At 44.2% G+C, this 24,622-nt stretch carries 17 protein-coding genes; 6 read left to right on the plus strand and 11 right to left on the minus strand.

Annotated features, from left to right (window positions below):
• Positions 1–59 precede the first annotated feature (59 nt).
• From odhB to HUJ21_RS11525, 6 genes are all read right to left on the minus strand, one after another.
• Positions 60–1,613, minus strand: a complete 1,554-nt coding sequence (gene odhB, locus HUJ21_RS11500) for a 2-oxoglutarate dehydrogenase complex dihydrolipoyllysine-residue succinyltransferase (protein ID WP_291369878.1) — start codon at positions 1,611–1,613, stop codon at positions 60–62.
• A gap of 89 nt (positions 1,614–1,702) precedes the next feature.
• Positions 1,703–4,495, minus strand: a complete 2,793-nt coding sequence (locus HUJ21_RS11505; protein WP_291369880.1) for a 2-oxoglutarate dehydrogenase E1 component — start codon at positions 4,493–4,495, stop codon at positions 1,703–1,705.
• Positions 4,496–4,776: 281 nt separating this feature from the next.
• A complete protein-coding gene (locus HUJ21_RS11510) occupies positions 4,777–5,592 on the minus strand; it encodes an NAD(P)-binding domain-containing protein (protein WP_291369882.1) in 816 nt (271 codons plus the stop codon).
• Between the two features lie 141 nt (positions 5,593–5,733).
• Positions 5,734–6,363, minus strand: coding sequence for a sterol desaturase family protein (locus tag HUJ21_RS11515; RefSeq protein WP_291369884.1), 630 nt, complete (start codon positions 6,361–6,363; stop codon positions 5,734–5,736).
• 148 nt (positions 6,364–6,511) lie between these two features.
• Positions 6,512–7,654, minus strand: a complete 1,143-nt coding sequence (bshA, locus tag HUJ21_RS11520) for an N-acetyl-alpha-D-glucosaminyl L-malate synthase BshA (protein ID WP_291369886.1) — start codon at positions 7,652–7,654, stop codon at positions 6,512–6,514.
• Positions 7,655–7,726: 72 nt separating this feature from the next.
• Complete coding sequence (locus tag HUJ21_RS11525) at positions 7,727–10,696, minus strand: glycoside hydrolase family 3 N-terminal domain-containing protein (RefSeq protein WP_291369888.1); 2,970 nt, start codon at positions 10,694–10,696, stop codon at positions 7,727–7,729.
• Between the two features lie 256 nt (positions 10,697–10,952).
• Here HUJ21_RS11525 and HUJ21_RS11530 point away from each other — a divergent pair, with 256 nt between their 5' ends.
• The 4 genes from HUJ21_RS11530 to HUJ21_RS11545 are packed head-to-tail and all read left to right on the plus strand — an operon-like array spanning position 10,953 to position 14,944.
• Complete coding sequence (locus HUJ21_RS11530) at positions 10,953–11,369, plus strand: hypothetical protein (protein WP_291369890.1); 417 nt, start codon at positions 10,953–10,955, stop codon at positions 11,367–11,369.
• Complete coding sequence (gene mutL, locus HUJ21_RS11535) at positions 11,362–13,203, plus strand: DNA mismatch repair endonuclease MutL (protein WP_291369892.1); 1,842 nt, start codon at positions 11,362–11,364, stop codon at positions 13,201–13,203. The genes HUJ21_RS11530 and mutL overlap by 8 nt, the downstream gene beginning before the upstream one ends.
• Positions 13,204–13,219: 16 nt before the next feature.
• A complete protein-coding gene (locus HUJ21_RS11540; RefSeq protein WP_291369894.1) occupies positions 13,220–14,011 on the plus strand; it encodes a rhomboid family intramembrane serine protease in 792 nt (263 codons plus the stop codon).
• Between the two features lie 6 nt (positions 14,012–14,017).
• Positions 14,018–14,944: a rhomboid family intramembrane serine protease gene (locus tag HUJ21_RS11545; RefSeq protein WP_291369896.1), complete on the plus strand. Its 927-nt coding sequence runs from the start codon at positions 14,018–14,020 to the stop codon at positions 14,942–14,944.
• Positions 14,945–14,950: 6 nt separating this feature from the next.
• On the opposite strand, the gene HUJ21_RS11550 is transcribed toward HUJ21_RS11545, so the two are convergent.
• The 3 genes from HUJ21_RS11550 to HUJ21_RS11560 all read right to left on the minus strand — a co-directional run bounded on the left by HUJ21_RS11550 (position 14,951) and on the right by HUJ21_RS11560 (position 18,226).
• On the minus strand, positions 14,951–15,577 hold the full coding sequence (locus HUJ21_RS11550; protein WP_291369898.1) for a TetR/AcrR family transcriptional regulator: 627 nt from the start codon (positions 15,575–15,577) through the stop codon (positions 14,951–14,953).
• A 70-nt stretch (positions 15,578–15,647) separates the two neighbouring features.
• Positions 15,648–16,697: a 23S rRNA (adenine(2503)-C(2))-methyltransferase RlmN gene (rlmN, locus tag HUJ21_RS11555; protein WP_291369900.1), complete on the minus strand. Its 1,050-nt coding sequence runs from the start codon at positions 16,695–16,697 to the stop codon at positions 15,648–15,650.
• An 89-nt stretch (positions 16,698–16,786) separates the two neighbouring features.
• Complete coding sequence (locus HUJ21_RS11560; protein WP_291369902.1) at positions 16,787–18,226, minus strand: sulfatase; 1,440 nt, start codon at positions 18,224–18,226, stop codon at positions 16,787–16,789.
• Between the two features lie 235 nt (positions 18,227–18,461).
• Between HUJ21_RS11560 and clpB the strand changes: the two genes are divergently transcribed.
• Both clpB and HUJ21_RS11570 read left to right on the plus strand, forming a co-directional pair.
• A complete protein-coding gene (clpB, locus tag HUJ21_RS11565) occupies positions 18,462–21,077 on the plus strand; it encodes an ATP-dependent chaperone ClpB (protein ID WP_291369908.1) in 2,616 nt (871 codons plus the stop codon).
• 169 nt (positions 21,078–21,246) lie between these two features.
• On the plus strand, positions 21,247–22,161 hold the full coding sequence (locus HUJ21_RS11570) for a glutaminase (protein ID WP_291369910.1): 915 nt from the start codon (positions 21,247–21,249) through the stop codon (positions 22,159–22,161).
• On the opposite strand, the gene HUJ21_RS11575 is transcribed toward HUJ21_RS11570, so the two are convergent.
• The gene (locus HUJ21_RS11575) at positions 22,158–23,105 is read right to left on the minus strand and encodes a sugar phosphate isomerase/epimerase family protein (protein WP_291369912.1); all 948 of its coding nucleotides are present in this window, start codon (positions 23,103–23,105) and stop codon (positions 22,158–22,160) included. The genes HUJ21_RS11570 and HUJ21_RS11575 overlap by 4 nt on opposite strands.
• Before the next feature lie 48 nt (positions 23,106–23,153).
• On the minus strand, positions 23,154–24,622 hold a 1,469-nt coding region (locus tag HUJ21_RS11580), incomplete at its 5' end, for a DUF1501 domain-containing protein (RefSeq protein ID WP_291369914.1).

A 24,622-nucleotide genomic window follows, 5' to 3' on the forward strand; every position in this document is an offset into this window, starting at 1 on the left:
GAATCACGTTTTAAATGATACCTGTGCCTGTAAAAGGCATAGGAAAGGTTGAAAAAACTTTAGATGCCGAGTAAAAGCCTTGCGGGATCTTCCAGCAATTGCTTCATGCGGACCAGAAAGCTTACAGACTCCCTGCCATCAATGATACGGTGGTCATAGGAAAGTGCCAGATACATCATAGGAAGGATCTTTACCTCACCGTTTACCGCCATGGGTCTTTCTACAATATTGTGCATGCCCAAAATGGCTGCCTGTGGGGCATTGATGATAGGGGTGGACATCATGGACCCAAAAATCCCCCCATTGGTCAGGGTAAAGGTGCCACCGGTCATTTCGTCTATGGTCAATTTACCATCTCTAGCCTTAACCGCCAGACGTACCACTTCTTTCTCAATTTCAGCAAAGGAGAGTTGTTCTGCGTTTCTGATTACAGGAACTACCAATCCTTTGGGAGAAGATACGGCTATAGAAATATCACAAAAATCATGGTATACAAGTTCGTTTCCATCAATTTGCGCATTGACTGCCGGCCACTCTTCCAGCGCAATGCATGCCGCTTTGGTAAAAAAGGACATGAATCCCAGGTTTACCTCGTAACGCTCCTTGAACTTGTCTTTGTATTGTTTTCTCAAATCCATGATAGGCTTCATGTTCACTTCATTAAAAGTGGTTAACATGGCCGTTTCATTTTTGACACTAACGAGCCGTCTTGAAATGGTTTTTCTCAGGGAACTCATTTTTTCCCTTCGACTTGGCCGTTCTCCCTTTGTCACAGCAGCAGGTTTTTCCTCTTCTGCTTTTTCTTTTGTAGCGGTAGTTTTTGATGGGGAGGGAGCAGTTTTCTTTTCTGCTTTATCCGCATCTTCTTTGGTGATGCGGCCATCCTTTCCAGTACCATTTACTGATTTGGGATCGATTCCTTTTTCAGCCAGTATTTTCGCGGCTGCAGGAGAAGCATGACCTGTGGCATAACTTTCCTTACCAGAGCTTTTCTGTTTGCCTTCATCCTTGGTATCACTTTCACTGGCGGAGGATGTTTCCCCGGCGGCCGGGCCATCTGTTAGTTCTATTTTACAAATCAATCCGCCAATTTCCAGGGTTTCCCCTTCAGCCGCCACATGTCTCAATATACCCGATGCCTCAGCAGGCAATTCAAAAGTAGCTTTATCCGAATCTACTTCCGCAATGATATCATCCAATTCCACAAAATCCCCATCTTCCTTTAGCCAGGATGCAAGGGTCACTTCGGTGATGGATTCCCCCACTGTAGGAACGTGCATTTCCTTGATTTCACCAGTGCTTTTGGTTTTTTCAACTTTTTCACCAGTGTCCGCTTCCTTTTTGGTTGCTGGCTTTTCTGTTTTGGTTTCTTCTTTGGCATCAGCATCAATTTCGCAAATCACTGCGCCAATTTCCAGGGTTTCACCTTCTTCCGCTTTGGTGTGAAGTATACCTGCCGACTCGGCAGTAAGCTCAAAAGTGGCTTTGTCGGATTCAAGTTCACAAAGGACCTCGTCCATTTCTACAAATTCTCCATCTTTTTTAAACCACTGCCCTACGGTGACCTCGGTGATGGATTCGCCTACGGCGGGGACTTTGATTGCTATGCTCATCGGTTATTTGATTTTATCCGGACTTCGGAGATGTACCGGCTTGAAAATTTCAAAATTAGTTTTAAAATAATAAGTTATGAAATGGAAAATTAGGAATTTATTTTTAATGCCTTTTCTAAAATTTGCTTTTGTTCTGCCAGGTGTACTTTATGGTAACCCGTTGCAGGAGAAGCACTGGCTTTTCTGGCGATCACGTCCATATTCAGATCTTTGAATAAATTTCTCACCATAAATGCCCAATAACCCATGTTTTCTGGTTCTTCCTGGACCCATAGGGTTTCCACGTTTTTGCCATAGGCTTTAATGGCTTTCAGGATCTGATTTTTTGGAAGGGGGTGAAGTTGTTCCACTCTGATAATTGCCACATCTTCTACCTTTTCCTTTTCCCTCATTTCGGCCAGTTCGTAAAATATTTTTCCGGAGCAGAGAACCACTCGTTTTACCTTCTTGGGATCCATTTGCTCATCGACCATTATTTCCCTGAAACACCCTTTGGTAAATTCTTCCAGTGGAGATACCACCTTGGGGTGGCGAAGAAGGGATTTGGGAGACATGACTATGCAGGGTTTTCTGAAGTTCCATGCCAGCTGCCGCCGCAACAAATGAAAGAAATTGGACGGTTCGGTCACATTGGCCACCACCACATTGTACTCGGCAGCCAGCTGCAGGAATCTTTCAGGCCTGGCATTGGAGTGCTCAGGACCCTGCCCCTCATAACCATGGGGAAGCAACATGACCAGTCCGTTCATTTTTTGCCATTTGGATTCGCCGGAGGTAATAAACTGGTCGATCATGGTTTGTGCCCCATTGGCGAAATCCCCAAATTGCGCTTCCCAGACGGTAAGGGCATTGGGGTTGGCCATGGCATACCCGTATTCAAATCCCAAAACCGCATATTCCGATAACAAGGAATTGTAAATGTAGAATTTACCTTTGCTGTCTTTAAGTTCTTTCAGGGAATTGTAGGGCTTGTTGGTATTCGCATCATGTACCACTGCATGTCTGTGGGAAAAGGTACCCCTTTGACAATCCTGACCAGTGATACGGACTGTTTTGCCCTCCAAAAGCAAAGAGCCATAGGCCAGCAACTCTCCTGCAGCCCAATTCAATGATTTGGTCTGGAAAAACATTTCCTTCCGCTGCTTGAGCTGAGCCTCGATCTGCTTGATGGGTTTAAATCCTTTGGGAAGCACAGTAAGGGCCTCTGCTATTTTTTCTATGGAATCGGTACTGATGCCCGTATCCGGAGATTTTTCAAAATCTTCGGGTTTTGCCCGGTCCAGTGCCTTCCAGGCTTTTTCAAATGGGCTGAAGGAATAGGGAAGGGGTTTTTCCTTGACCAAATTCAGTCGGTCCTGCAAAAGCTGACGAAACTCCTTGTCCATTTGCTTGGCCAGTTTGGCATCAACCTGCCCTCTCTCCAGTAATGTCTTGTTATATATTTCCCGGGGATTGGGATGCTTGGATATAAGGTTATACAGTTCGGGCTGGGTAAATTTTGGTTCATCCGATTCGTTGTGCCCATGCCTCCTGTAGCAGACCATATCCACAAATATGTCCTTGTTGAATTTTTGCCGGAAATCGACAGCCAGTTTGGCCGCATAGACTACCGCTTCAGGATCATCCCCGTTTACATGAATGACCGGTGCATCTATGATTTTCGCCACATCTGTACAATAAATCGAACTTCTGGCATCATCAAAATCAGTGGTAAAACCTACCTGGTTGTTGATCACAAAATGAATGGTCCCTCCAGTATAATATCCTTTGAGGTTGGCCATTTGGGTGACCTCATATACTACTCCCTGTCCGGCCACTGCTGAATCCCCATGGATTAGTATGGGGATCATTTTATCTTCATCACCTGCATAATGGTCATCTATCTTAGCCCTTACAAAACCCTCTACTACAGGATTTACTGCCTCCAGGTGAGAGGGGTTGGGGGCCAGTTTCAAAATCATCAATTTCCCGTTCTTTGCGGGTACTTCGGAGGAAAATCCAAGGTGATATTTTACATCTCCATCGCCCATGGTAAGGTCAGGCTTGGCCGTGCCTTCAAATTCCGAGAATATCTGCTCGTAGGTTTTTCCCATGATATTGGCCAGCACGTTTAGCCGGCCCCTGTGAGCCATGCCTATCATTACCTCTTCCACACCGCTATCCGATGCCTGGTTGATCAGGGAATCCAAAAACGGAATGGTACTTTCCCCCCCTTCCAGAGAAAATCTTTTTTGCCCCAAATACTTGGTATGCAGGAAATTTTCGAAAACCACCGCTTCATTCAGCTTGGAAAGGATTCTTTTTTTATCCTCCAGAGGGGGATTGAATTCCAGCGCATCCTTTTCTACCTTGATCCTGAACCAATCCAGCATTTCGGGATCCCGGATATAAAGGTATTCAAAGCCCATGGATCCCTCATATATGATCTTAAGGGATTCAATAATCTTTGAAAGCTTGGCATCTCCTATCCCAATTTCGTTTCCGGCCTGATATACCGTGTCCAAATCGTTCTTATCCAGTCCGAAATCTTCCAGGTCCAATAACGCCTTCCGATCTCTCCTTTCTCTGACAGGATTGGTTTTGGATCTGAGATGGCCTCTGGACCGGTAGGCATGGATCAGGGCCCTAACCTTTATCTCCTTTGGCAATCTCTCCATATCCATAATGGTGCCCTTAGTGGCCAGATTGCCGTTTACAGGACCCTGCACATCTGCTGCCGCCCCTCCGTTTTCATCCTCTCCGTATTTACTGATGGCAAACTCAAAACCATCAAAAAATGCTTTCCAGCTGCTGTCGATGGCTTCAGGATCTTTTTTGTAGTCATCATATAGCTCGTCTATGTAGGCTACATGGGCATTGGCGATGTAAGAATATTTATCCATGGGTTATTTATGTTCTGCTGACAAAATTAGCTTATTAAGTTATTTTTTAAAAACCGCTTATGCGGGTTTACAAATATATTTGAATATCAATATTTTAATTTTTTAATACCAGAATTAAAATTGTTTAATTTTAAAAAATCGGTATATTATTATTAACAGGCTATTTTTTTGAAAGTTGATTCGGATTGCTGGGATTTTTAACGGATAGCTTTTTGTCAATTAATTTATGATTTTTTGGAATGGAGTTTTCCACCTTCAGATTTTAGTAAATCATTCATCCATTACGGGGTATAGCTGAAGTCCAGAGGGTTGTCAAAATCAAAGATAAAACCTGTTTGTATCCATTTATCAGGGGAGATTTTTTTCCATAACTGCCTTTCCGGATTTTCATAACTTGCAGGTGGGGGGAAACCAAAGTCAGCGGCATTTTTTTCAAATACTTCTTTTTTGGAGGGATGTACCGGACTCACGATATTGAAAGTTTCGTTCCACAGCCTGTTTGTCAGAATCCAGGGTATAGCTCGTACAGCATCCCTGCGATGAATGTAATTAACCGGCGGATGACCGGCAACATTTTCTTTACCGGAGAAGTATCTTCCCGGAATCCTGTCATCCCCCAGAAGGCCGCCAAAGCGGATCACGGTCAGGTCATAGTTTTTGTTTTCCCACAATAGGTTTTCTGCATTCAGCAGGGTAGGGTTTCCGGTATTGGCCAGGGACAATGGTGTGGTTTCCCGTGCCAATTGGTTTTCACCAGGGTATACAGAGGTGGCACTTACATACAAAACCTTTTTAATCTGATTTTGGACGATTAAATCTTTAAGCTGCTGGATTTGTTTCGGATGAAAATCTGCTGGCTTACTCCGTCGGGAAGGAGGTACATTTATTAGCAAGATGTCAGTATCAAACAGGGATACCGGCAATTCCCCTTTCACCACGGGGTCCAGGATAAGCTGAAAAGCCTCAATGCCATCCGCACGCAAAAGGGCTCTTTTGTCTGGTTTTGTGGTACTTCCTTTTACGGTATATCCCTGATTTTGGAGCTCTGCAGCCAGTGGCGTACCCAGCCAACCTAATCCAATGATACTTATGGTCATCTTTAAAGTATTTAACTTTCCGGAATGGACAATCGATTACAGCGAAATTAATGAACAATAATCATTAAAAAAGCGGTCAATTCCATGAATTGCCGCTTTTTAACGAATGAATCATTCTCCACCAATAGCTGCCATTGGAATTCAATGTTGTTTTTTTGGTACAGTGCCAAAGACAAAATCCCAAAGTGGTGTACTTACTCCGAACGCTACATCAGGATCTTTGTAATGGTGTATGGCATGGTTTACCCAAAGGGTTTTAAGGAAGTTTTTTGGTGGCTGGTAAGCATGTACCAGAAAATGCACCCCCAGGTACATGGCATACCCAATTAAAAAGCCCGGTAGGAAATAAAGGGCCATTTCTCCCATGATGAAATCAAACAGGAAATAAAGTATAGCGGCATACATCCCTGTAATAAACGGTGGAAGGGCTAATCGGTCCTTGTCTTTTGGATAGTCATGGTGTACACCATGCATGGAATACTGAAGCTTATCTTTAAATTTAGTATCCGGTACCATGTGATATACATAGCGGTGCAACAGATATTCTACAAAAGTAAATACCAGAAATCCACCTGACATCAGTAAACCTGCCTTTAAAAAAGAAATATCCGTTGTCGTTATCCCCATATAAATTGAGAAAGTGCCAACCCCCAAAAACATGGCTATGGGTATACTGATATGGGTTCTGCTCAATTTTTCCAAAACTGGATTGGCAAACATTTTAGCACTCCCGCTATTGTCCGGACGGTCCAATCTTCCAATTTTTTTCATTATTCAAGTAATTTTTTATCGATATCTTACCTTCAATTTTGATGCCTAAGTTAAGGAATATTATCCTTAATCGAAGATTATATGTACTCTAAACGAAAAGCTTGTTACCAGGGGTTGCATTATTTAAGAAAATAAATTATGATTTTAATCAGAGATTTGAAGCTAGAAGAGAATTTTCGATGGTTTTAGTGTAGAATGTCTCATATTTAGGCAGTATTGCCGACACATCAAACATCTTTGCCCGGGCCAGGGCATTCTTTTTAAAATTGGGCAAATTTTTGCCATCTAAAATAAAAAGTGCCTTTTCGGTCATTTCAGCAATATTTCCCACTTCGCAAAGGAAGCCTGTCTCTCCATTGATATTCAATTCAGGAATGCCCCCAACATTGCTGGTCAATAAGGGGACCTCGCAAGCCATAGCCTCCAATGCTGCAAGACCAAAACTTTCCTTTTCTGATGGCATGAGAAAAAGATCTGCTACGGATAACACCTCTTCCACCGCTTCCAGCTTACCCAAAAACCTGATGTCCTCACAGGTACCCAACTGACGGCATAACCTTTCCATTTTATCCCTCTCAGGACCATCTCCAACCAGCAGAAGCTTGGCCGGAATAACTTTGCGCACCTCAAAAAAGACCCTGATCACATCCTCTACCCGTTTTACTTTACGAAAATTGGAGGTGTGAACCAGGAGTTTTTCATCCATAGGGCAAATGGCCTTCTTGAAATGTTCCTTCTTTTGTTTTTTAAATCTGTTGAGGTCAATGAAATTGGGAATGACTTCAATATGGGTATGAATATCAAAATGTAGAAAAGTGTCCTTCTTCAGATCCTCTGATACCGCAGTTACTCCATCGGATTCATTGATGCTGAAAGTCACCACAGGCTCATAGCTGGGGTCTTTTCCCACCAGGGTAATGTCCGTGCCATGCAAAGTGGTAACTACCGGAATGTTGATGCCTTGCTTTTTTAAAATTTGTTTGGCCATATAGGCTGCTGAAGCATGTGGAATGGCATAGTGCACGTGTAACAAATCCAATCCTTCGTACTTCACTACATTGACCATTTTGCTTGCCAGGGCTAGTTCGTATGGCGCATGCTCAAACAAGGGATAACTCTTGATATCCACCTCATGGTAGAACAGGTTTTCACTAAAAAAATCCAGCCTGGTGGGCTGACTGTAAGTAATGAAATGAATCTCATGACCTTTGGCAGAAAGGGCTTTTCCCAGTTCAGTAGCGACCACGCCGCTTCCCCCAAATGTCGGGTAACAGACTATCCCGATTTTCATTTTTTTTGTTTTTTTTAAAGGCCAAGCCAGATTTATGTATCAAACTTTAACACGTTATCCCTGTTAATTTGTTCATTTTTCGGCCAAAAGTATTTGGGTTTTTAAAGACTTGTAGACAATGTCCTGGATGTCGGAGCGTACATTGTCCCTCAATAACCGGTTATTTCCTGCATCCGGATGAACCCTGTTGGATAGAAAAATATAAATCAATTGGTTTTCCGGATCAGCCCAGGCAGCTGTTCCGGTGAATCCGGTATGGCCAAAAGTACCTGGAGGGGCCAGGTTTCCGGTAGGTCCTTTATCTTTTTCCGGATCAGGTTTGTCCCAACCCAAAGCCCTTCTGCTCTGAAAAGATTGCTTGCTGGTAAATTTATCAATGGTTTCCTGATCTAATATTTCTACCGCACCGTACTTTCCCCCCTGAAGCATCATTTGCATTAATTTGGCCAGATCATTGGCTGTTCCAAACAGGCCTGCGTGACCGGCCACTCCCCCATACAGGGCGGCCCCTGGATCATGCACATAACCCTGTACCAGGGTTTTCCGGAAAAGCCTGTCGTCCTCTGTTGGGGCAATTTGGCTTTGATCGAACTTTTGCAAGGGTAAAAAACCAAAATGGTTCATACCCAAAGGACTGTAGAATTGTTGCTCCAGAAATTCATTCATGGGTTGGTTTACCATAGTTTCGATCAACCGATGCAATATATACATGCCAACATCTGAATACCGATAACTATATCCCCTGCTTTTGCTTCCTTTATACCTGAGATCGGAATCTACCGTCCATTTCCAGAGGCTGTCTGGCAAAGAATGGTGTGCAAACACCCCGTCAGCTACCGGCAAGGTAAAGGGAGGCTGATTGTTGCGGCTGTAATATTCCCTTTTCCACTCGGATCCTTCAAGTGTTTGGGTAAAATGGGGAATATAAGGTAACAAGCCGGCCTCATGAGTCAGGATGTCTCTGATGCGGATATCGGCCTTATTGCTACCTGCCAATTCAGGAAGGTAAGTTTCCAGTTTTTCATCCAGATCAATAAATCCCCGGCCCTCAAGAAACATAATGGCTTGTGTGGTGGCCATTACCTTCGTCAGCGAGGCCAAATCGTACAGGGTGTTTTCGGTAACGGCCTGGCTCTTGCTGTAATCATAATGTCCATAGGACTTTTCAAGCACCACCGATCCATTTTTTGCCACCAGTACAGTACCCCCTGGTGTGGCTTTGTCTGCTATGGCTTTTTCCATAAGCCGGTCAATTTTTAATAATTCCCGGCTATCCATGTTTTGGGCTTCAGGTGTGCTGTAAGCCAGGCGATCCAATGTAGCTGTCTGAATGCCATGACCCAAAGCCCAACCCTGATCCAGACTTATTGGTAGCTTGCCTGTTCCGGGTCTTCCCCCGAAGATTACCTGAGGAGCCAGACTTTCGGTAAATTCATTTTCCTCATAAACCAATACCAGGTTTTTCTGCTCCCTGAATTTTGCAGCAGAATAGGCATTGCCAAAAACTACGGTGATGACTTGGTGGGTTTCCTGAAGCCTGTTGATGAAAGCAATTTCCTCCTCATTAAGACCAAAATTTCTCCGGCTGTTGTTGGTCATTCCCATCACTCCGACCACGATCGTGTTGTAGTCTTTCAGGTTTGCCTCCATGGCAGCGTAATTATCCCGATTGCTATTGGTCCTAAGGGTGTAGTGGGTGAAGGCCGCATACTTATCAAGAAAGGATTTAAAAGTTTCTCCTTTACCGCCCAGGGTTAGCGAAGCCATCTGGCCCATGTCAAGGTGGCGTACAGGTATAGCTTCGTCCTGATTATTTAAGACAGTTATGGAAGATGCATATAGTTGTTCGATCAGGGCTTTAGTTCCAAAATTGCTCAAACGCTCCACCAATTTTTGGGGGTTGATCTGTTGTGGTCGATGCAAACCTGCCCAGTATTTTGCATTCAATACCTTGCGTACTCTTTGGTCGATTTCTTCCTTGCTGATTTTCCCTTGTTCCACTGCCTCCAGAATCAATTTTTTCGATTTTGGCACATCTTCGGCGTACAAAAGAATATCATTTCCTGCAAGCAAAGCCAGCAGATCCACTTCTCCCGGCTTGTACAGGTCACTTACTCCCTTCATGTTAAGGGCATCAGTAAAAATGAGCCCCTGGAAATTCATTTCCTCTCTAAGCAGTCCGGTGACCACCTTGGGAGATAAAGTGGTTGGAAGCTTGTCTTCACTTCCAAGGCTGGGAATATGCAAATGAGCCACCATGACACTCATCAAACCTTTATCAATCATTTCCCGGTAGGGATATAGATCTATGTCCACAATTTTTTCTTTACTGCTCATAATGACCGGTGTGGTGTAATGAGAATCAGAATTGGTGTTTCCATGACCCGGAAAATGTTTGGCATTGGCAATGATGCCATGGTCCTGCAGCCCTTGCATGTAGGCCAAAGATTTTCTGCTGACCAATTGCTTTTCTTCCCCAAAAGAACGGTAGCCTATGACAGGATTATCTGGATCAGAATTGACATCCACTACAGGTGCAAAATTGATATGCATGCCCATTTCCTGAAATTGTCGCGCAATCTCTCTGCCCATATGGTAAACGAGTACTTCGTCCTTAGCTGCTCCAAGGGTCATCTGTTTAGGAAACCTCAGCACACTGTCTAATCTCATGCCAAGGCCCCATTCTGCATCCATGGCAATGAAAAGTGGTGTCTTTGCCAGCTTCTGGTATTCATTGGTCAAATGAGCCTGACGAACAGGTCCTCCCTGAAAAAAAATCAGGCCCCCAAGGTTTTCACGCTGTATCAACTGAGAAATTTCTTCCTGATGGTCTTTTCCTTTGTTGGAATAGGCAGCTACCATGAATAGTTGCCCGAGGCGTTCCTCAAAGGTCAGGTTATTAAACACACTGTCTACCCAAACTTGCTGGGCAGTAGTGTTTTCACTTTGAAAAAGATCCAGATCAGGTGCATACGAGTGGCTGGAAACCAATCCTAAAAGTAGGATGCAACAAATGGACAAAGCATAAACTTTTTGACACATGGGCGTGTTAAAATTTTATTGGTAATAATTTAAGGATAACTTTGTGTAATACAAATCCCGGAATTATCCAAACATACATAATTTCCGGATTTCTACCTATGTAAAAGTGATGAACAGGTGTAAATTTATTCAAAAAACAATAGTTAATTAAATTCGGTTTCGGTGGTACAATGTTTTTTTCCCAGTTTTGGATTCCTCCAAGTACTCCTAAACATCAGATCACCTTACCGAACCTTGAAAACAGACAACTGACAGCATGAAATTTCCATCTATATTCAGGGTAAACCAACCAAGAAGATTTCAGATCAATCCAAGGCATTATGATCCGGTAAAAGAAGAAATCCAAAGCAGGACTGAGGGTATCAAAAGAGATTTAGAGGCCAAAGGAGTGCTTTCGCCTGATGAAAATGGATTGAAACAGAAGTTGGGGTATCGCCATGGCTCTGCCATCAGGGGAGCATTTACCAGTGGAAGTCCTATAAAGAAGCAGCCCTCTGGCCTACTACAGAGTGCCGGAATGATGCGTACCATAATTTTTGTTTTGCTTGTAGGCGGGTTTGGGGGGTACTTGTACTTTGGTCCTGATATTATTTACTACCTGCTTTATCTGGGATCGGCAGTAGCCTTATTGATCGGGCTGTTCAAGTCAAAACCCCGTAAAAAAAATGAATGACCTGATTCAGTTGTTGCCTGATGCGATCGCCAATCAAATTGCAGCCGGGGAGGTAGTCCAAAGACCTTCTTCCGCGTTAAAAGAACTTTTGGAGAATGCCATTGATGCCGGTGCCAAAAACATTCAGGTAGTGGTAAGGGATGGAGGAAAATCCCTCATCCAGGTCATTGATGACGGCATAGGGATGTCCATTACAGATGCACGGATGTGCTTTGAAAGGCATGCCACCTCCAAGATCAAAAGATCAGAAGACCTGTTTAATATCCGCACCCATGGATTTAGAGGTGAGGCAATGGCTTCCATAGCAGCGGTGGCCCAGGTTGAATTGAAAACCAAACGCGAGGGAGACGAATTGGGCAGCCTGATCCAAATTGAGGGGTCTATGGTAAAGAAGCAGGAACCAGTAGTTTTTCAGGGCGGCACCTCTATAGCGGTAAAAAACCTTTTCTTTAATGTTCCTGCCCGGAGAAATTTTCTAAAATCCAATGCGGTGGAGACCAAACACCTGCTGGAGGAATTTCAACGGATTGCACTGGCATACCCGGAGGTGGCATTTTCTTTTTACCAAAACGACATGGAGCTGTTTAAACTAGCCTCCGGAAAGCTCAGTAAAAGAATAGTAGGTATTTTTGGGAAGCAATATAGAAACCAGCTAATAGTATGTCAGGAATCATCTCCCCACATAGATATCAAAGGGTACGTAGGAACGCCTGAACAAGCCAAAAAAACCCGTGGAGAACAATTTTTTTTCGTCAACAACCGCTATATAAGAAGTAATTACCTTCACCACGCCTTGCTGAATGCCTTTGAAGCGCTCATCAGTTCAGACCAACATCCTTTTTATGTGCTTTTCTTAACCATTGATCCGAAACATATTGATATCAACGTTCATCCAACCAAAACTGAGATCAAGTTTGATGACGAAAGAACCATATATGGGGTAGTCAGGTCTGCCGTAAAGCAGGCCTTGGGAGCACACCATGTAGTTCCCACCATTGACTTTAGCCTGGACGTTAATTTTACGGACAATTGGGACAATGACAACAACAAAGGCCATGAGGTAAGTACGGAAAACAACTACAGGACTTTCAGGGGACCCAGCTCCCTAAACAAAGACGCAAGAGGATGGGAACAAATGTTCCAGCAGGATCATGAAGAAAGAGCCATCCATTTTGACCCTGAAAAGGAAAAACAGGGAACCGGCCAGATTAAGACCTTTCCCAGCAAAGCCAATAGTGCGGATATTTCTACGGAACAGCTGGCCGCAGGTCCGGGGAAAACATTTCAGATAGGGCAAGCTTACTTCGTAACCCAAACGTCCTCCGGCATGCTTGTTTTTGACCAACAGGCCACGCATCAACGGATCCTATACGAAAGGTATATCAGGCAACTGGATCAATCAGCGGGGGCTTCCCAACAATGCCTTTTCCCGCAAAATATCCAACTGAGTCCTGCAGACTTTGCCCTGGTCATGGATTTAAAAGAAGAATTGAACAACCTTGGATTTCAATTGACGGTTTTTGGCAAACATTCCATCCTGATCAACGGCGTCCCTACCGATATTCATATTGCCAGCGAAAAAGTGCTTTTTGAAGAAATGCTGGAACAATTCAAACATTTTAAAGATGAACTATCACTCGGAAGAAAAGAAAACCTGGCAAGGTCTTTGGCAAAGAAAACTTCCATAAAGAAAGGAGATCAATTAAAAAGCCAGGAAATGGAAAACCTTGCTGGCCAGTTGTTTGCCTGTCAAAACCCAAATTATAGCCCGGAAGGGAGCAAGACCTTTATTAAATTGGATTTAAATAAAATAGAAAGATTTTTCTATTCCTGAAAATAAACAAAAACCTATGTTCAGAGCCCTTACCCCCATTGTGAAGAACCTCCTGCTAATCACTGTGGGGATGCACGTAGTCGTCTCCTTTTTTATACCACAACTTAAAAGTCTATTTGCCCTTTACTATGTGGAGAGCAGGTTTTTCATGCCTTTTCAGTTTGTGACCTATATGTTTATGCATGCGGACTTCTGGCATCTTTTCAGCAATATGTTTGGGCTATTTATTTTTGGGCCTCTTTTGGAGCAGTTTCTTGGACCAAAGAAAATTTTGATATTGTGGATGGTTTGTGGGGTAGGGTCCGGAGTGATGTATTCCGGCTACAATGCCTATAAGATGGGAAAGCTGAGCAATAGCATAGAAGCCTTTACCGCTAATCCGGATCCTGAGTCATTCAATCGCTTTGTTTCTGACAACCGGCACATGTTTAATCCAGCCATTTACGATTTTATTGACAGTTACAGCAGAAATCCAGATAATTATGAAATTCAGGAACAGGCCAAAAGAGCCATGCTTGATGTCAGGGAAAGTCAGGCAAACATTCCTATGGTAGGTGCTTCCGGGGCACTTTTCGGGATTCTCATTGCTTTTGGTATGCTGTTTCCGAATACCCAGTTGTTTTTGCTCTTTCCGCCAATGCCGGTAAAGGCAAAATACCTTGTATTGTTCTATGGACTATACACAGTTTATAATATATTTGTATCTAATCCCACTGATAATGTAGCTCATTTTGCGCACCTATCCGGGCTGATGATCGGTGCTGTGTTGGTCGTATACTGGAAAAAAGACAGAAGAAATTTTTATTAAGAAAAAATGTACGGAGGATTTTGGTATCATATCAGGCATGCCTTTGACCATAAAGATAATGGTCTGTATAAGATTATTGCGATAAATTTATTGGCTTTTTTGGTTCTAATGGTGTTGAGGGTTTTTCTGACCATAGGAGGTGCGGAAGAAGTCTATCGGTCCATTGTATCCTTTTTCATGATGCCGGCCTCGATCACCAGGTTTTTGATGCAGCCCTGGACCCTGATCAGTTACATGTTTTTACATGAAGGTTTTTTACATATCATTTTTAACCTGCTTTTTTTATACTGGTTTGGTTTATTGGTTCAGGAGTATTTGGGTAGCCGTAAGTTGGTCAACCTTTATTTTCTGGGAGGAATTGCCGGTGGTTTATTGTATATGGTGTTGTACAATATTGCCCCCTATTTTAGTGATAAGGTTGATGCCGCATTGATGCTGGGAGCAAGTGCGGGGGTTTATGCGATCGTAGTCGCTGCGGCCACACTAAGGCCCGATACACAGTTTCACCTCCTCCTTATCGGCCCGGTAAAAATAAAATACATTGCCATATTTTACGTGTTGATTGCTTTTGCCAATTCGGCAGGTTCCAATGCCGGTGGGGAGTTGGCCCATTTGGGTGGTGCCGCACTGGGGTATTTTTATATCCTTCAGCTTAATAAAGGGATAGACATGGGCAGACCCATTCAGGCAATTGGCCAGTTTTTTGAAAAATTATTTACTTCCAAGCCTAAAGTGAAAGTGACTTACAGGAGAGGGCCGGATTCAGGGAAAGGTACTTCAACCAAAAGCAGACCAAATAAAACGTCTGGCGGAAGTAGTAGCACCCAGGAAGAAATTGACAGGATACTGGATAAAATTGCTGAAAAAGGCTATGATAACCTGAGTAAAGAAGAGAAACGCAAACTCTTTGATTTTAGTAATAAAGATGTATGAGTCAAATTAATGGTCTGATTTGTCATACCCCAGTATTTTTTCGTATGATTTCAACCCTTCTTTTGTAAGAAAAGGTAAGACCATTGAAAAAACCAATTTGCTATAATACTGGAAATGGAAAATTTCCTTGCCGAAAATGATCTGGTTATGGGTGGGCCAGTAGTCAGATAACATGGTCATTTGATTGGCCAGGTTTTCGTAGCTTCCAGTGAAGTTTTCCTCAACAAAAATATTTTCCTGACGCAGTAAAGTAAACAGGTGAATCAATTGGGCCTTCCGCAATGAAATCAACTCAAAGTAACGGTCCTTGACGGGCTCATGGTTGTTGATTATGGTACCTAAGTCCATGAAGAAAAAACGGTATTTGACCTGGATGCGATAGGAACTGATGGTGCTTGCATACAGTAATTCCAGGGAAGTGCTGTTTTTGTCAATTTCAGCTGTGGCAGCATCCGATTCAGAACACAGGCTGTAAAAAATCTTTGTGATCAGGTCCTCAAAATCAGTGAATTCTCTTTTAAAATCAGATGGCCTGATCTGTAGCTGCTCCATTAACAACTCCATATCTGTACGGCGGTACCCATGCTCATTAAAAACGGTAAGTGATTTGTCTATAAGGGTCTGAAAATCCATTGTTGTTATTGAATATGTATTTCAAATTTAAAAAAAAGGAATTCATATACGAAATAACTTGCATTATTTCTTACACCTCATTTTTATTGGCCAATTGACCGCAGGCTGCATCAATGTCCTGACCACGGGATTTTCTGACCTTGGCCACAATTCCAGCAGCGTTCAGGATTTGGAGGTATAAAGCTACTTTGTCAGCTGAGGCTTGCCTGAATTCCCCCTCGTCAATAGGATTGTATTGGATAATATTGACTTTTGAAGGCACATGCTTGCAGAATTTCACCAATGCCCTGGCATGGGCCTCGTCATCATTAATACCATCCCAAATCACATATTCATAAGTGACTTTTCTTTTGGTTTTGGCATACCAATGCTTTAAAGCATCCGCAAGGTCCTCTACAGTGTTGGACTCATTGATAGGCATTAGCCGACTCCTGGTTTCATTTATAGCAGAATGCAAGGAAAGCGCCAAATTGAATTTAACCTCCTCATCCGCCAGTTTACGGATCATTTTTGCTATTCCCACTGTAGACAATGTGATACGTTTTGGGGATATTCCCAAACCCTCCGGGGAGCAGATTTTTTCTATGGCTGCCAATACGTTTTGGTAATTGAGCAAAGGTTCTCCCATACCCATGAATACGATGTTGGTCAGGGGGCGTTCATAGTAGATCCTGGCCTCTTGCTGTATGGCCACCACCTGATCATAAATCTCATCCGGATTCAGGTTTCTCATTCTTTTCAACCTGGCAGTTGCGCAAAAATTACAGTCCAGACTGCAGCCTACCTGAGAAGATACACAAGCTGTAATGCGCTTTGTCGTGGGGATAAGGACAGACTCCACAATTTTGTTGTCAAATAGTTTGACTGCATTTTTGATGGTGCCATCACTGCTGCGTTGAAAATGGTCTACATGGATATGATTGATGCTGAAATTTTCTTTTAATATTTCCCGGGTGGTTTTGGAAATATTGGTCATGTCATCAAAATTTTTGAGTGACTTGTTCCATAACCATTCATACACCTGCCGGGCCCTGAATTTCTTTTCTCCTATGGATATAAAATAATGCTCCAATGCAGCCAAATCCAGTTTTCTGATGTCTTGTTTATTTTTTTCTTGCATGAATTTCGTTTTTTTCGGGCCACTCAAAACAACAACGACCTATCAATTGGTTCAAATCTCTAAGCTGCCGTCAACCCTCTTACGTTTAATCAGCGTTTATGCCTGGGAAACCTGGCTCCTGTAGCCTCCAGCTGCTGCATCAGTTTGTGCTGCAACTCAGCTGCTTTTTCCGGAAATACTCCGCTGAGATCTTCATTTTCTCCCGGATCTTTTTCCAGGTCAAAAAGCTCGCTAACTTTGTTTTCATAAAAGTGGATCAGCTTCCATTTGCCCTCCCTAATGGCGGAACCCGGCTTCCAGGCACTTCCATGGTAATGGGGATAATGCCAGATCAAACTTTTCCTGTCCAATTGACTCTCCCCCTCCAGCAGGGGTACCAGATTCTTTCCATCATTGGCTTCATGGGGGATCCCGGCCAGACTAAGTAGCGTAGGAAACATGTCCATACTGATCACGGGGGTATCCGAAATGGCTCCCCCATTTTTAATGCCTGGTCCCTTGATTATCAGGGGTACCCTGATGCCACCTTCATAGCACCAGCCTTTTCCCGCTCTCAAAGGTCCGTTGGCAGTAGGTGCCCCTTCGGTAAAAAGGGTGGAAAGTCCACCATTATCACTGGTCAAGACCACCCAGGTATTTTCCTCCAATCCGGCCTCTTCCAGGGCCTGAAGGATTTTCCCTACATTGCTATCCAAGGCAGCCACCATGGAGGCGTAAGCTGCATTGTCCTGTATCAATTTGGTTTGACCACTTCCCTCTGCTTTGTAGGAAACCTGATCAGCTTCCAGCCCAAGTTTGTTTTTTTTCTCCTGAAAATATTCGTAGCGCTCCGGTGCTGCCTGAATAGGTGTATGCACGGTGTAGAAGGAAAGATAAAGTAAAAAAGGATTGTCGCAGTTATCCTGGATCAACGCAATACTTTCCGCTGTTAACCTGTTGGTAAGGTATTCTCCTTCCGGACCGTCTTCAAGCCTCGGGTTGCCATAGGGAGAATAGTAGCCATTGGCTTCTCCTTTTTTTAGCTGTGGCGCTCCTACGCTCCATCCCCCAATATTAATATCGAACCCCTGATGTTCAGGCCAGAATCGGTCTTCTTCTCCCAAATGCCACTTGCCAATAAAGAATGTCCGGTATCCCCCTTCTTTGAATTTTTCAGCCATGGTGGTTTCACTCAATGCCAGTTCATGATTTATTGCAGGTGTTTCCAACGTCCAGTTGTCCATGTTCCGGCTGAAGCCCGGAATCCAATCGGTTATATTGACCCGGTTGGGATGTTTTCCGGTCATCAGTGCAGCTCTTGTCGGGCTACATACCGGATGGGCAGCATATGCTTGTGTAAACCGCATGCCCGCAGCTGCCATGCGGTCCAGATTTGGTGTTTCGTAATAAGTTTCCGAATAGTTAGCCTGAATATCCGCCCAGCCCAGGTCATCCACTAAAATAAAAACAATATTCGGTTTTTTCTGAGCTTGGTCCCCACATGAAAAAAGAAACAGGCTTAGCAACAGAGGTAAAATCAGTTTTTTCATCGAAGGCAATTTAAGCTTAAAGATAATTAAAACGCTTCATAATGCAGGTATTCCCTTTCCAATTTCTATTTTGAAGAGAAACCCTTATTTTTTCTGCCAAAAAGTCTGAAAAAAGCTGATTCACTGTTCGAAATCGGACATATTTGCAGGTTTTTCCTGTAAATTGGATTTGGTTGCATATTTGATAAATTGAACAAAAGACAATGTCAATACACAGCACTTAACCCATAACATCATGGATTTCAAACAATTTACCATTAAGTCTCAGGAGGCCATACAAAAAGCCCTCGAGCTTTGTACCGCAGGGCAGCAACAGCTTATTGAGCCAGCTCATTTGCTCAAGGGGATTATTCAGGAAGACAGCAATGTCACTGAATTTTTGTTTAAAAAATTGGGGGTCAATAGCAACTTGCTTACACAAAAGCTGGATGAAATCATCCAGCAACTTCCCAAGGTAAGCGGCCAACAGCCCTATCTTTCCAATGCAACCAATCAGGTACTGCAAAAGGCAAAGGATTACCTGAAAGAATTCGGAGATGAGTTTGTTGCGGTGGAACACCTGGTGTTGGGGATTTTGGCCGGTTCTGACAAGGCAGCCCAGCTATTAAAGGATCAGGGACTGGGTGAAAAGAAATTAATTGAAGCAATAAAGGAATTAAGAAAAGGAAATAAAGTGACAGATCAAAACGCAGAATCCAAATACAGGTCCCTGGAAAGGTATTCTAAAAACCTGAATGAATTGGCCAAAAAAGGTAAAATTGATCCTGTGATCGGTAGAGATGAAGAAATCAGGCGGGTTTTACAAATCCTGGCCAGAAGGACTAAAAACAATCCCATTTTGTTAGGCGAACCTGGGGTGGGTAAAACAGCCATAGTGGAAGGCCTGGCCCAAAGAATCGTCAGCGGGGATGTACCGGAAAACCTCAAAAGCAAAATCCTTATTTCCCTGGATATGGGCTTGCTGGTGGCAGGAGCCAAGTACAAAGGAGAGTTTGAGGAAAGGCTAAAGGCAGTGATCAAGGAGGTTACCGATTCGGAGGGAGAAATCATACTATTCATAGATGAGATCCATACCCTGATCGGTGCAGGTGGAGGTGGAGAAGGTGCCATGGATGCGGCTAACCTGCTGAAACCTGCCCTGGCCAGAGGAGAACTGCATGCCATAGGAGCGACTACCCTCAAGGAATACCAGAAGTATATAGAAAAGGACAAAGCACTGGAACGAAGGTTCCAGCAGGTGATCGTAGATGAGCCTGATGCTGCTGATGCCATATCTATTCTGCGAGGTATCAAGGACAAATATGAATTGCATCATGGTGTGCGTATTAAAGACGATGCTGTTATTGCTGCGGTAGAGTTGTCCCAACGCTATATTTCAGACCGTTACCTGCCGGACAAAGCCATTGACCTGATGGACGAAGCTGCTGCCAAGCTAAGAATGGAAATAGATTCATTGCCCCAGGAGCTGGATGAGCTCAACAGGCGGATCATGCAGCTGGAGATTGAGCGGGAGGCGATCCGCAGGGAAAAGAACAAAGACAAGGAAACCGTTCTCAGCAAAGAATTGGCTGAGCTTACAGAAAAAAGGCAGGGCATTAAGGCCAAATGGGAAAGCGAAAAAGCTGTCATCCAGGGCATTCAGCGAGAGAAAGAAAACATAGACAAGTTTAAACTAGAGGCAGAGCAAGCAGAAAGGTCTGGTGATTTCGGTAAGGTGGCTGAAATACGCTATGGAAAGATTGTGGAGAGCGAGAAAAAGCTGCAATCCTTTCAGAATCAGCTCAAGGAAATGCAGGAAGGCTCCCCATTGCTGAAGGAAGAAGTGGACAACGAGGATATCGCTGCGGTAGTCAGCAAATGGACCGGCATTCCCCTTGCCAAGATGATTCAGAGCGAACGGGAAAAACTACTTTACCTGGAAGATGAATTGGGTAAAAGAGTGGCAGGTCAGCGTGAAGCCATAGCGGCCATCTCAGATGCTGTGCGAAGAAGCAGGGCCGGATTGCAGGACCCCAAGCGGCCCATAGGTTCATTTATCTTCTTGGGAACCACGGGAGTAGGAAAGACCGAGCTGGCCAAGGCACTGGCTGAATACCTCTTTAGTGATGAAAATGCCATGGTAAGGATAGACATGTCTGAGTACCAGGAGCGACATGCAGTCAGTCGCCTGGTAGGCGCACCTCCCGGATATGTGGGTTATGATGAAGGTGGACAACTGACCGAAGCTGTCCGGAGAAAACCCTATTCTGTTGTTTTGCTGGATGAAATTGAAAAGGCCCATCCGGATGTATTCAATATCCTGCTACAGGTATTGGATGATGGCAGGCTGACAGACAATAAGGGTAGGGTAGCCAACTTTAAAAATACAATCATCATCATGACTACAAATATTGGCTCTACTTTGATACAGGAGCGATTTGATACCATGGATGAATGGAACAAGGAGCAGGTAATGGAAAGCACCAAAGAAGAGGTTTTCGCCCTATTGAAGAAATCTGTTCGTCCGGAATTCCTGAACCGCATAGATGAGACCATTATGTTTGAGCCGCTAAACAAGGAAATACTACGAAAAATTGTAGATATCCAGTGGAGAGAGATCCAGCAGCGTTTGGCAGAATCGAATATTGAAATTGATGCTACCAGGGAGGTGCTGGACCATTTGGGTGAAGTAGGTTATGATCCACAATTTGGGGCCAGACCGCTGAAAAGAACCATGCAACGCATGGTATTGAACGAATTGTCCAAACAGATCCTTAGTGGATACATCAAGAGCGATAGTGCGGTTTTGGTGGATTTGGATGCAGACAAGCAGGTTTACTTTAAAAATGTAGATGCCGTTTCGGTGGAATAAATTTGGTTTGTTGGTTAGAAGTGAAAGCAGTTGGCCGGAATCCCGGTTGACTGCTTTTTTTATGGTTGATTCTTTTATGAAAATGACACAGTGATGACAAGGATGGCTTCAATAAATAAGTTATTTTTGATTTTGACATTTGGTAGCATTAAAATATAACCCCTAAGCGATGGATTATCAGGGATTGATTTCAGCGGTATATGAGGAGGTGAATGCCCTGGGCCTTTCCGGCAAAGTGGCAGATTATATCCCGGAGTTGGCGAAAGTTCCTGGCGATCGTTTTGGAATGGCTTTGGTGGATTTGAAGGGAAATGTTTACGGAGCCGGAGATTATCAGGAGCCTTTTTCCATTCAAAGTATATCCAAGGTATTTACCCTTACCATGGTATTTCATGTATTTCGCAGTAAACTCTGGTCCAGGGTTAATGTGGAACCCAGCGGCAATCCTTTCAACTCAATTGCCCAGTTGGAATATGAACAAGGTATACCCAGAAACCCCTTTTTGAATGCCGGAGCCCTGGTCATCACTGATGCCCTGACCAGCAAATTTGAGAACCCAATCCAATGTATCCGGGAATATATTGATGAATTGGCAGGGCAGCATTGCGTACGCATCAACGAGGAAGTGATGCAGTCCGAGCTCAGGCATGCGGAAAGGAATACAGCCATGGCCTACTTTTTAAAGGCATACAACAATTTTGACAATGATATTCAGGAAGTGGTGAAAACCTATGTTTCCCATTGTTCCATAGAAATGTGCTGTGAGGAGTTGGCCAAGTCCGTTTCTTTTCTGGCCAATGACGGTTATTCCATTTTTGCCAACAGGGAGGTGCTCAACGAAAGCCATACCCGGCGAATCAATGCACTGATGCTCACCTGTGGTTTTTATGATGAATCAGGTGAATTTGCTTTTCGGGTAGGACTGCCTGGCAAAAGCGGCGTGGGTGGAGGTGTAATCGCCCTGATGCCCGGTAAGTTCAGCATTGCCGTATGGTCTCCTGAACTGAATGAAAAAGGAAATTCAGTAAAGGCCATCAAAGCCCTGGAAATACTGACCAATAAGCTGAAGTTTTCTCTTTTCTAAACCAGGTTGATGGTTCGCCACATGGCCTTTGAAGTAGCGGCCAATGCCTTGTCATTGTCCATGGCGTTTAATTTCGCATTAAAAGGTTCTGCCCTAACCGGACCATCATAGCCAATATTTACCAGGGCTTGCATAAACCCCTTCAGGTCAATCAGGCCGCTGTCACCCGGGAGCTGTCGCTCACCGTCTATTTGTTCGGTCAGGCTCCTGCCGGCTGTGGCATCATTGAGGTCACAGGTAACGATCTGCTCATTGGATAATTTTTCCAGATCTGCAGGGGTTTCATTGGAAGTGTACCAATGGAAACTATCGAGTTGAATGCCCACGTTGGGCCGGTCAATATCAGCAATGAGTTCCAGCATCTCTTTCATCGTGCCTACAAAAGGATATCGGGATCGGATTTTCAGGTTTTTGGTACCTACATATTCAAACCCGAGTTTTAAGCCTTCCTCTCCGAGAATTTGAGCTGCTTTTCCCAGCCTTTCACTGTGTTGTTTGAAATTCTCCAGGTAAGACAATTCATCATGCGTAGGCATGATCCAGGTACTTACCCTGCTCACCCCGCATTTTCTAAGGGTCGCGGCTGCTTTGGGCAATTCCTTTAGTCCCTGTTCAAATGTGGTCTTGTCTTTCCTGAAATCAACGGGTAGGCCGGCAGCATCCCATGTCAATTGATGGGCTTCCTTTTTGGCCAGAAATTCATTTAACTTCCCGGGAGACATGTCCATCAGTTGCCCCGGCACCGGTAAAATGGCTTCAAAATTAAACTCCAGGGCTTTATCGATCATTTCTTCCTGATTGATGTCTACCCCAATGGCATAGGGATTCAGGCTTAGCCTGAACTTCCTTTGTCCGGGCATTTCTGAACCCATGGACCAGGCGGATCCGGTGGCCAGGGCCATGGACACTAAACTGCTGTTTTGGATAAAATTTCTTCTTTTCATTGGGGATCAGGTAAATGGATTGAATAGGTTTATTTATGGGATTTTTTGCTAGGCCAGGATTTCCCGGATGATCTCCCCTTCCACGTCTGTAAGCCGAAAGGGTCTTCCCTGAAAATCAAAGGTAAATTTTTCGTGGTCAAAGCCCAGTAGATGCAGGATGGTGGCATGCACATCATGAACGGATACCTTTTCCTCCACCCCTGAAAAGCCAATTTCATCTGTTTGACCATGGGAAGCACCTTTTTTGATGCCGCCGCCTGCCATCCACATGGTAAAAGCATCTACATGGTGGTCCCTTCCCTTGAAACTTTGGGTTTTCCCTTCCCTGTTTTCCTGCATGGGGGTTCTGCCAAATTCTCCACCCCAGACTACCAGGGTTTGATCCAGCAGGCCCCTTTGTTTGAGGTCGGTCAATAAAGCAGTTATGGGCCGGTCAATTTCCCTGCATTTGTCTTTCATGCCAATGTCAATGGCAGTGCTCTCACCGGTCCCGTGGGCATCCCAGCCCCAATCGTAAAGCTGAACAAAACGTACGCCCTTTTCTACCATTTTCCGGGCCAGCAAGCAGTTGTTGGCAAAGGATTCCTCACCCGGTTCAGTTCCGTACATTTGCTGTATGTATTCCGGTTCATCATTGATGTTCATCACCTGAGGGACTTCTATCTGCATGCGGTAAGCCATTTCATACTGATTGATCCTGGCAAGAATTTCAGGATCCGCATAGGTTTGGAAGTCCTCTTCATTTATTTTGTTGATGGCATCCAGCATTTTTCGCTTCAGGTTCCTACCCATGCCATCCGGATCTTCAATGTACAAGACCGGATCTCCCTTAGACCGGCACTGAACACCCTGATAAACTGAAGGCAAAAAACCACTTCCCCAAACACTTTTTCCGGCATCCGGGGTTTTTCCCCCGGAAGTAAGCACCACAAATCCAGGCAGGTTTTGGTTTTCAGACCCCAATCCATAGGTGACCCATGAACCAATGCTTGGCCGGCCTAACCTCGGGCTGCCTGTTTGCATAAAAAGCTGGGCAGGCCCGTGATTGAACTGATCTGTATGAACGGCTTTCAGGAAAGCTACCTCATCCACTACTTGTTTGAAATGAGGCATGTAATCAGAGACCCAATTGCCGGACTCCCCGGATTGTTCAAACTTTGCCTGGGGCCCCAGAAGTTTCGGCCTTCCCCGGATAAAAGCAAATTTCCTGCCTTCCAGCAAGGATTCGGGACATTCCTGGTTATGTAGCTTCAGGAGCTCCGGCTTGTAGTCAAACATTTCCAGCTGAGAGGGGGCTCCAGCCATGTGCAGATAAATTACGGACTGAATTTGTGGCGAAAGTGGAGGGGCCATGGGAGCCAGTGGATTCAAATCTCTTTCCGAAAGTTGCATACCTCCTTCCTTTTTCTTTGGTCCCTCGCATCCCAGAAACATGGAGCCTAGCGCCAGACCGCCCATTCCGCTGACGCAGCTTTTGACAAAATGACGTCGGGTGCTGGCTTTTAATTCACGTTCCA

It is taken from the genome of Cyclobacterium sp. (genome assembly GCF_014762705.1).
In the GTDB taxonomy this organism is placed as follows: domain Bacteria; phylum Bacteroidota; class Bacteroidia; order Cytophagales; family Cyclobacteriaceae; genus Cyclobacterium.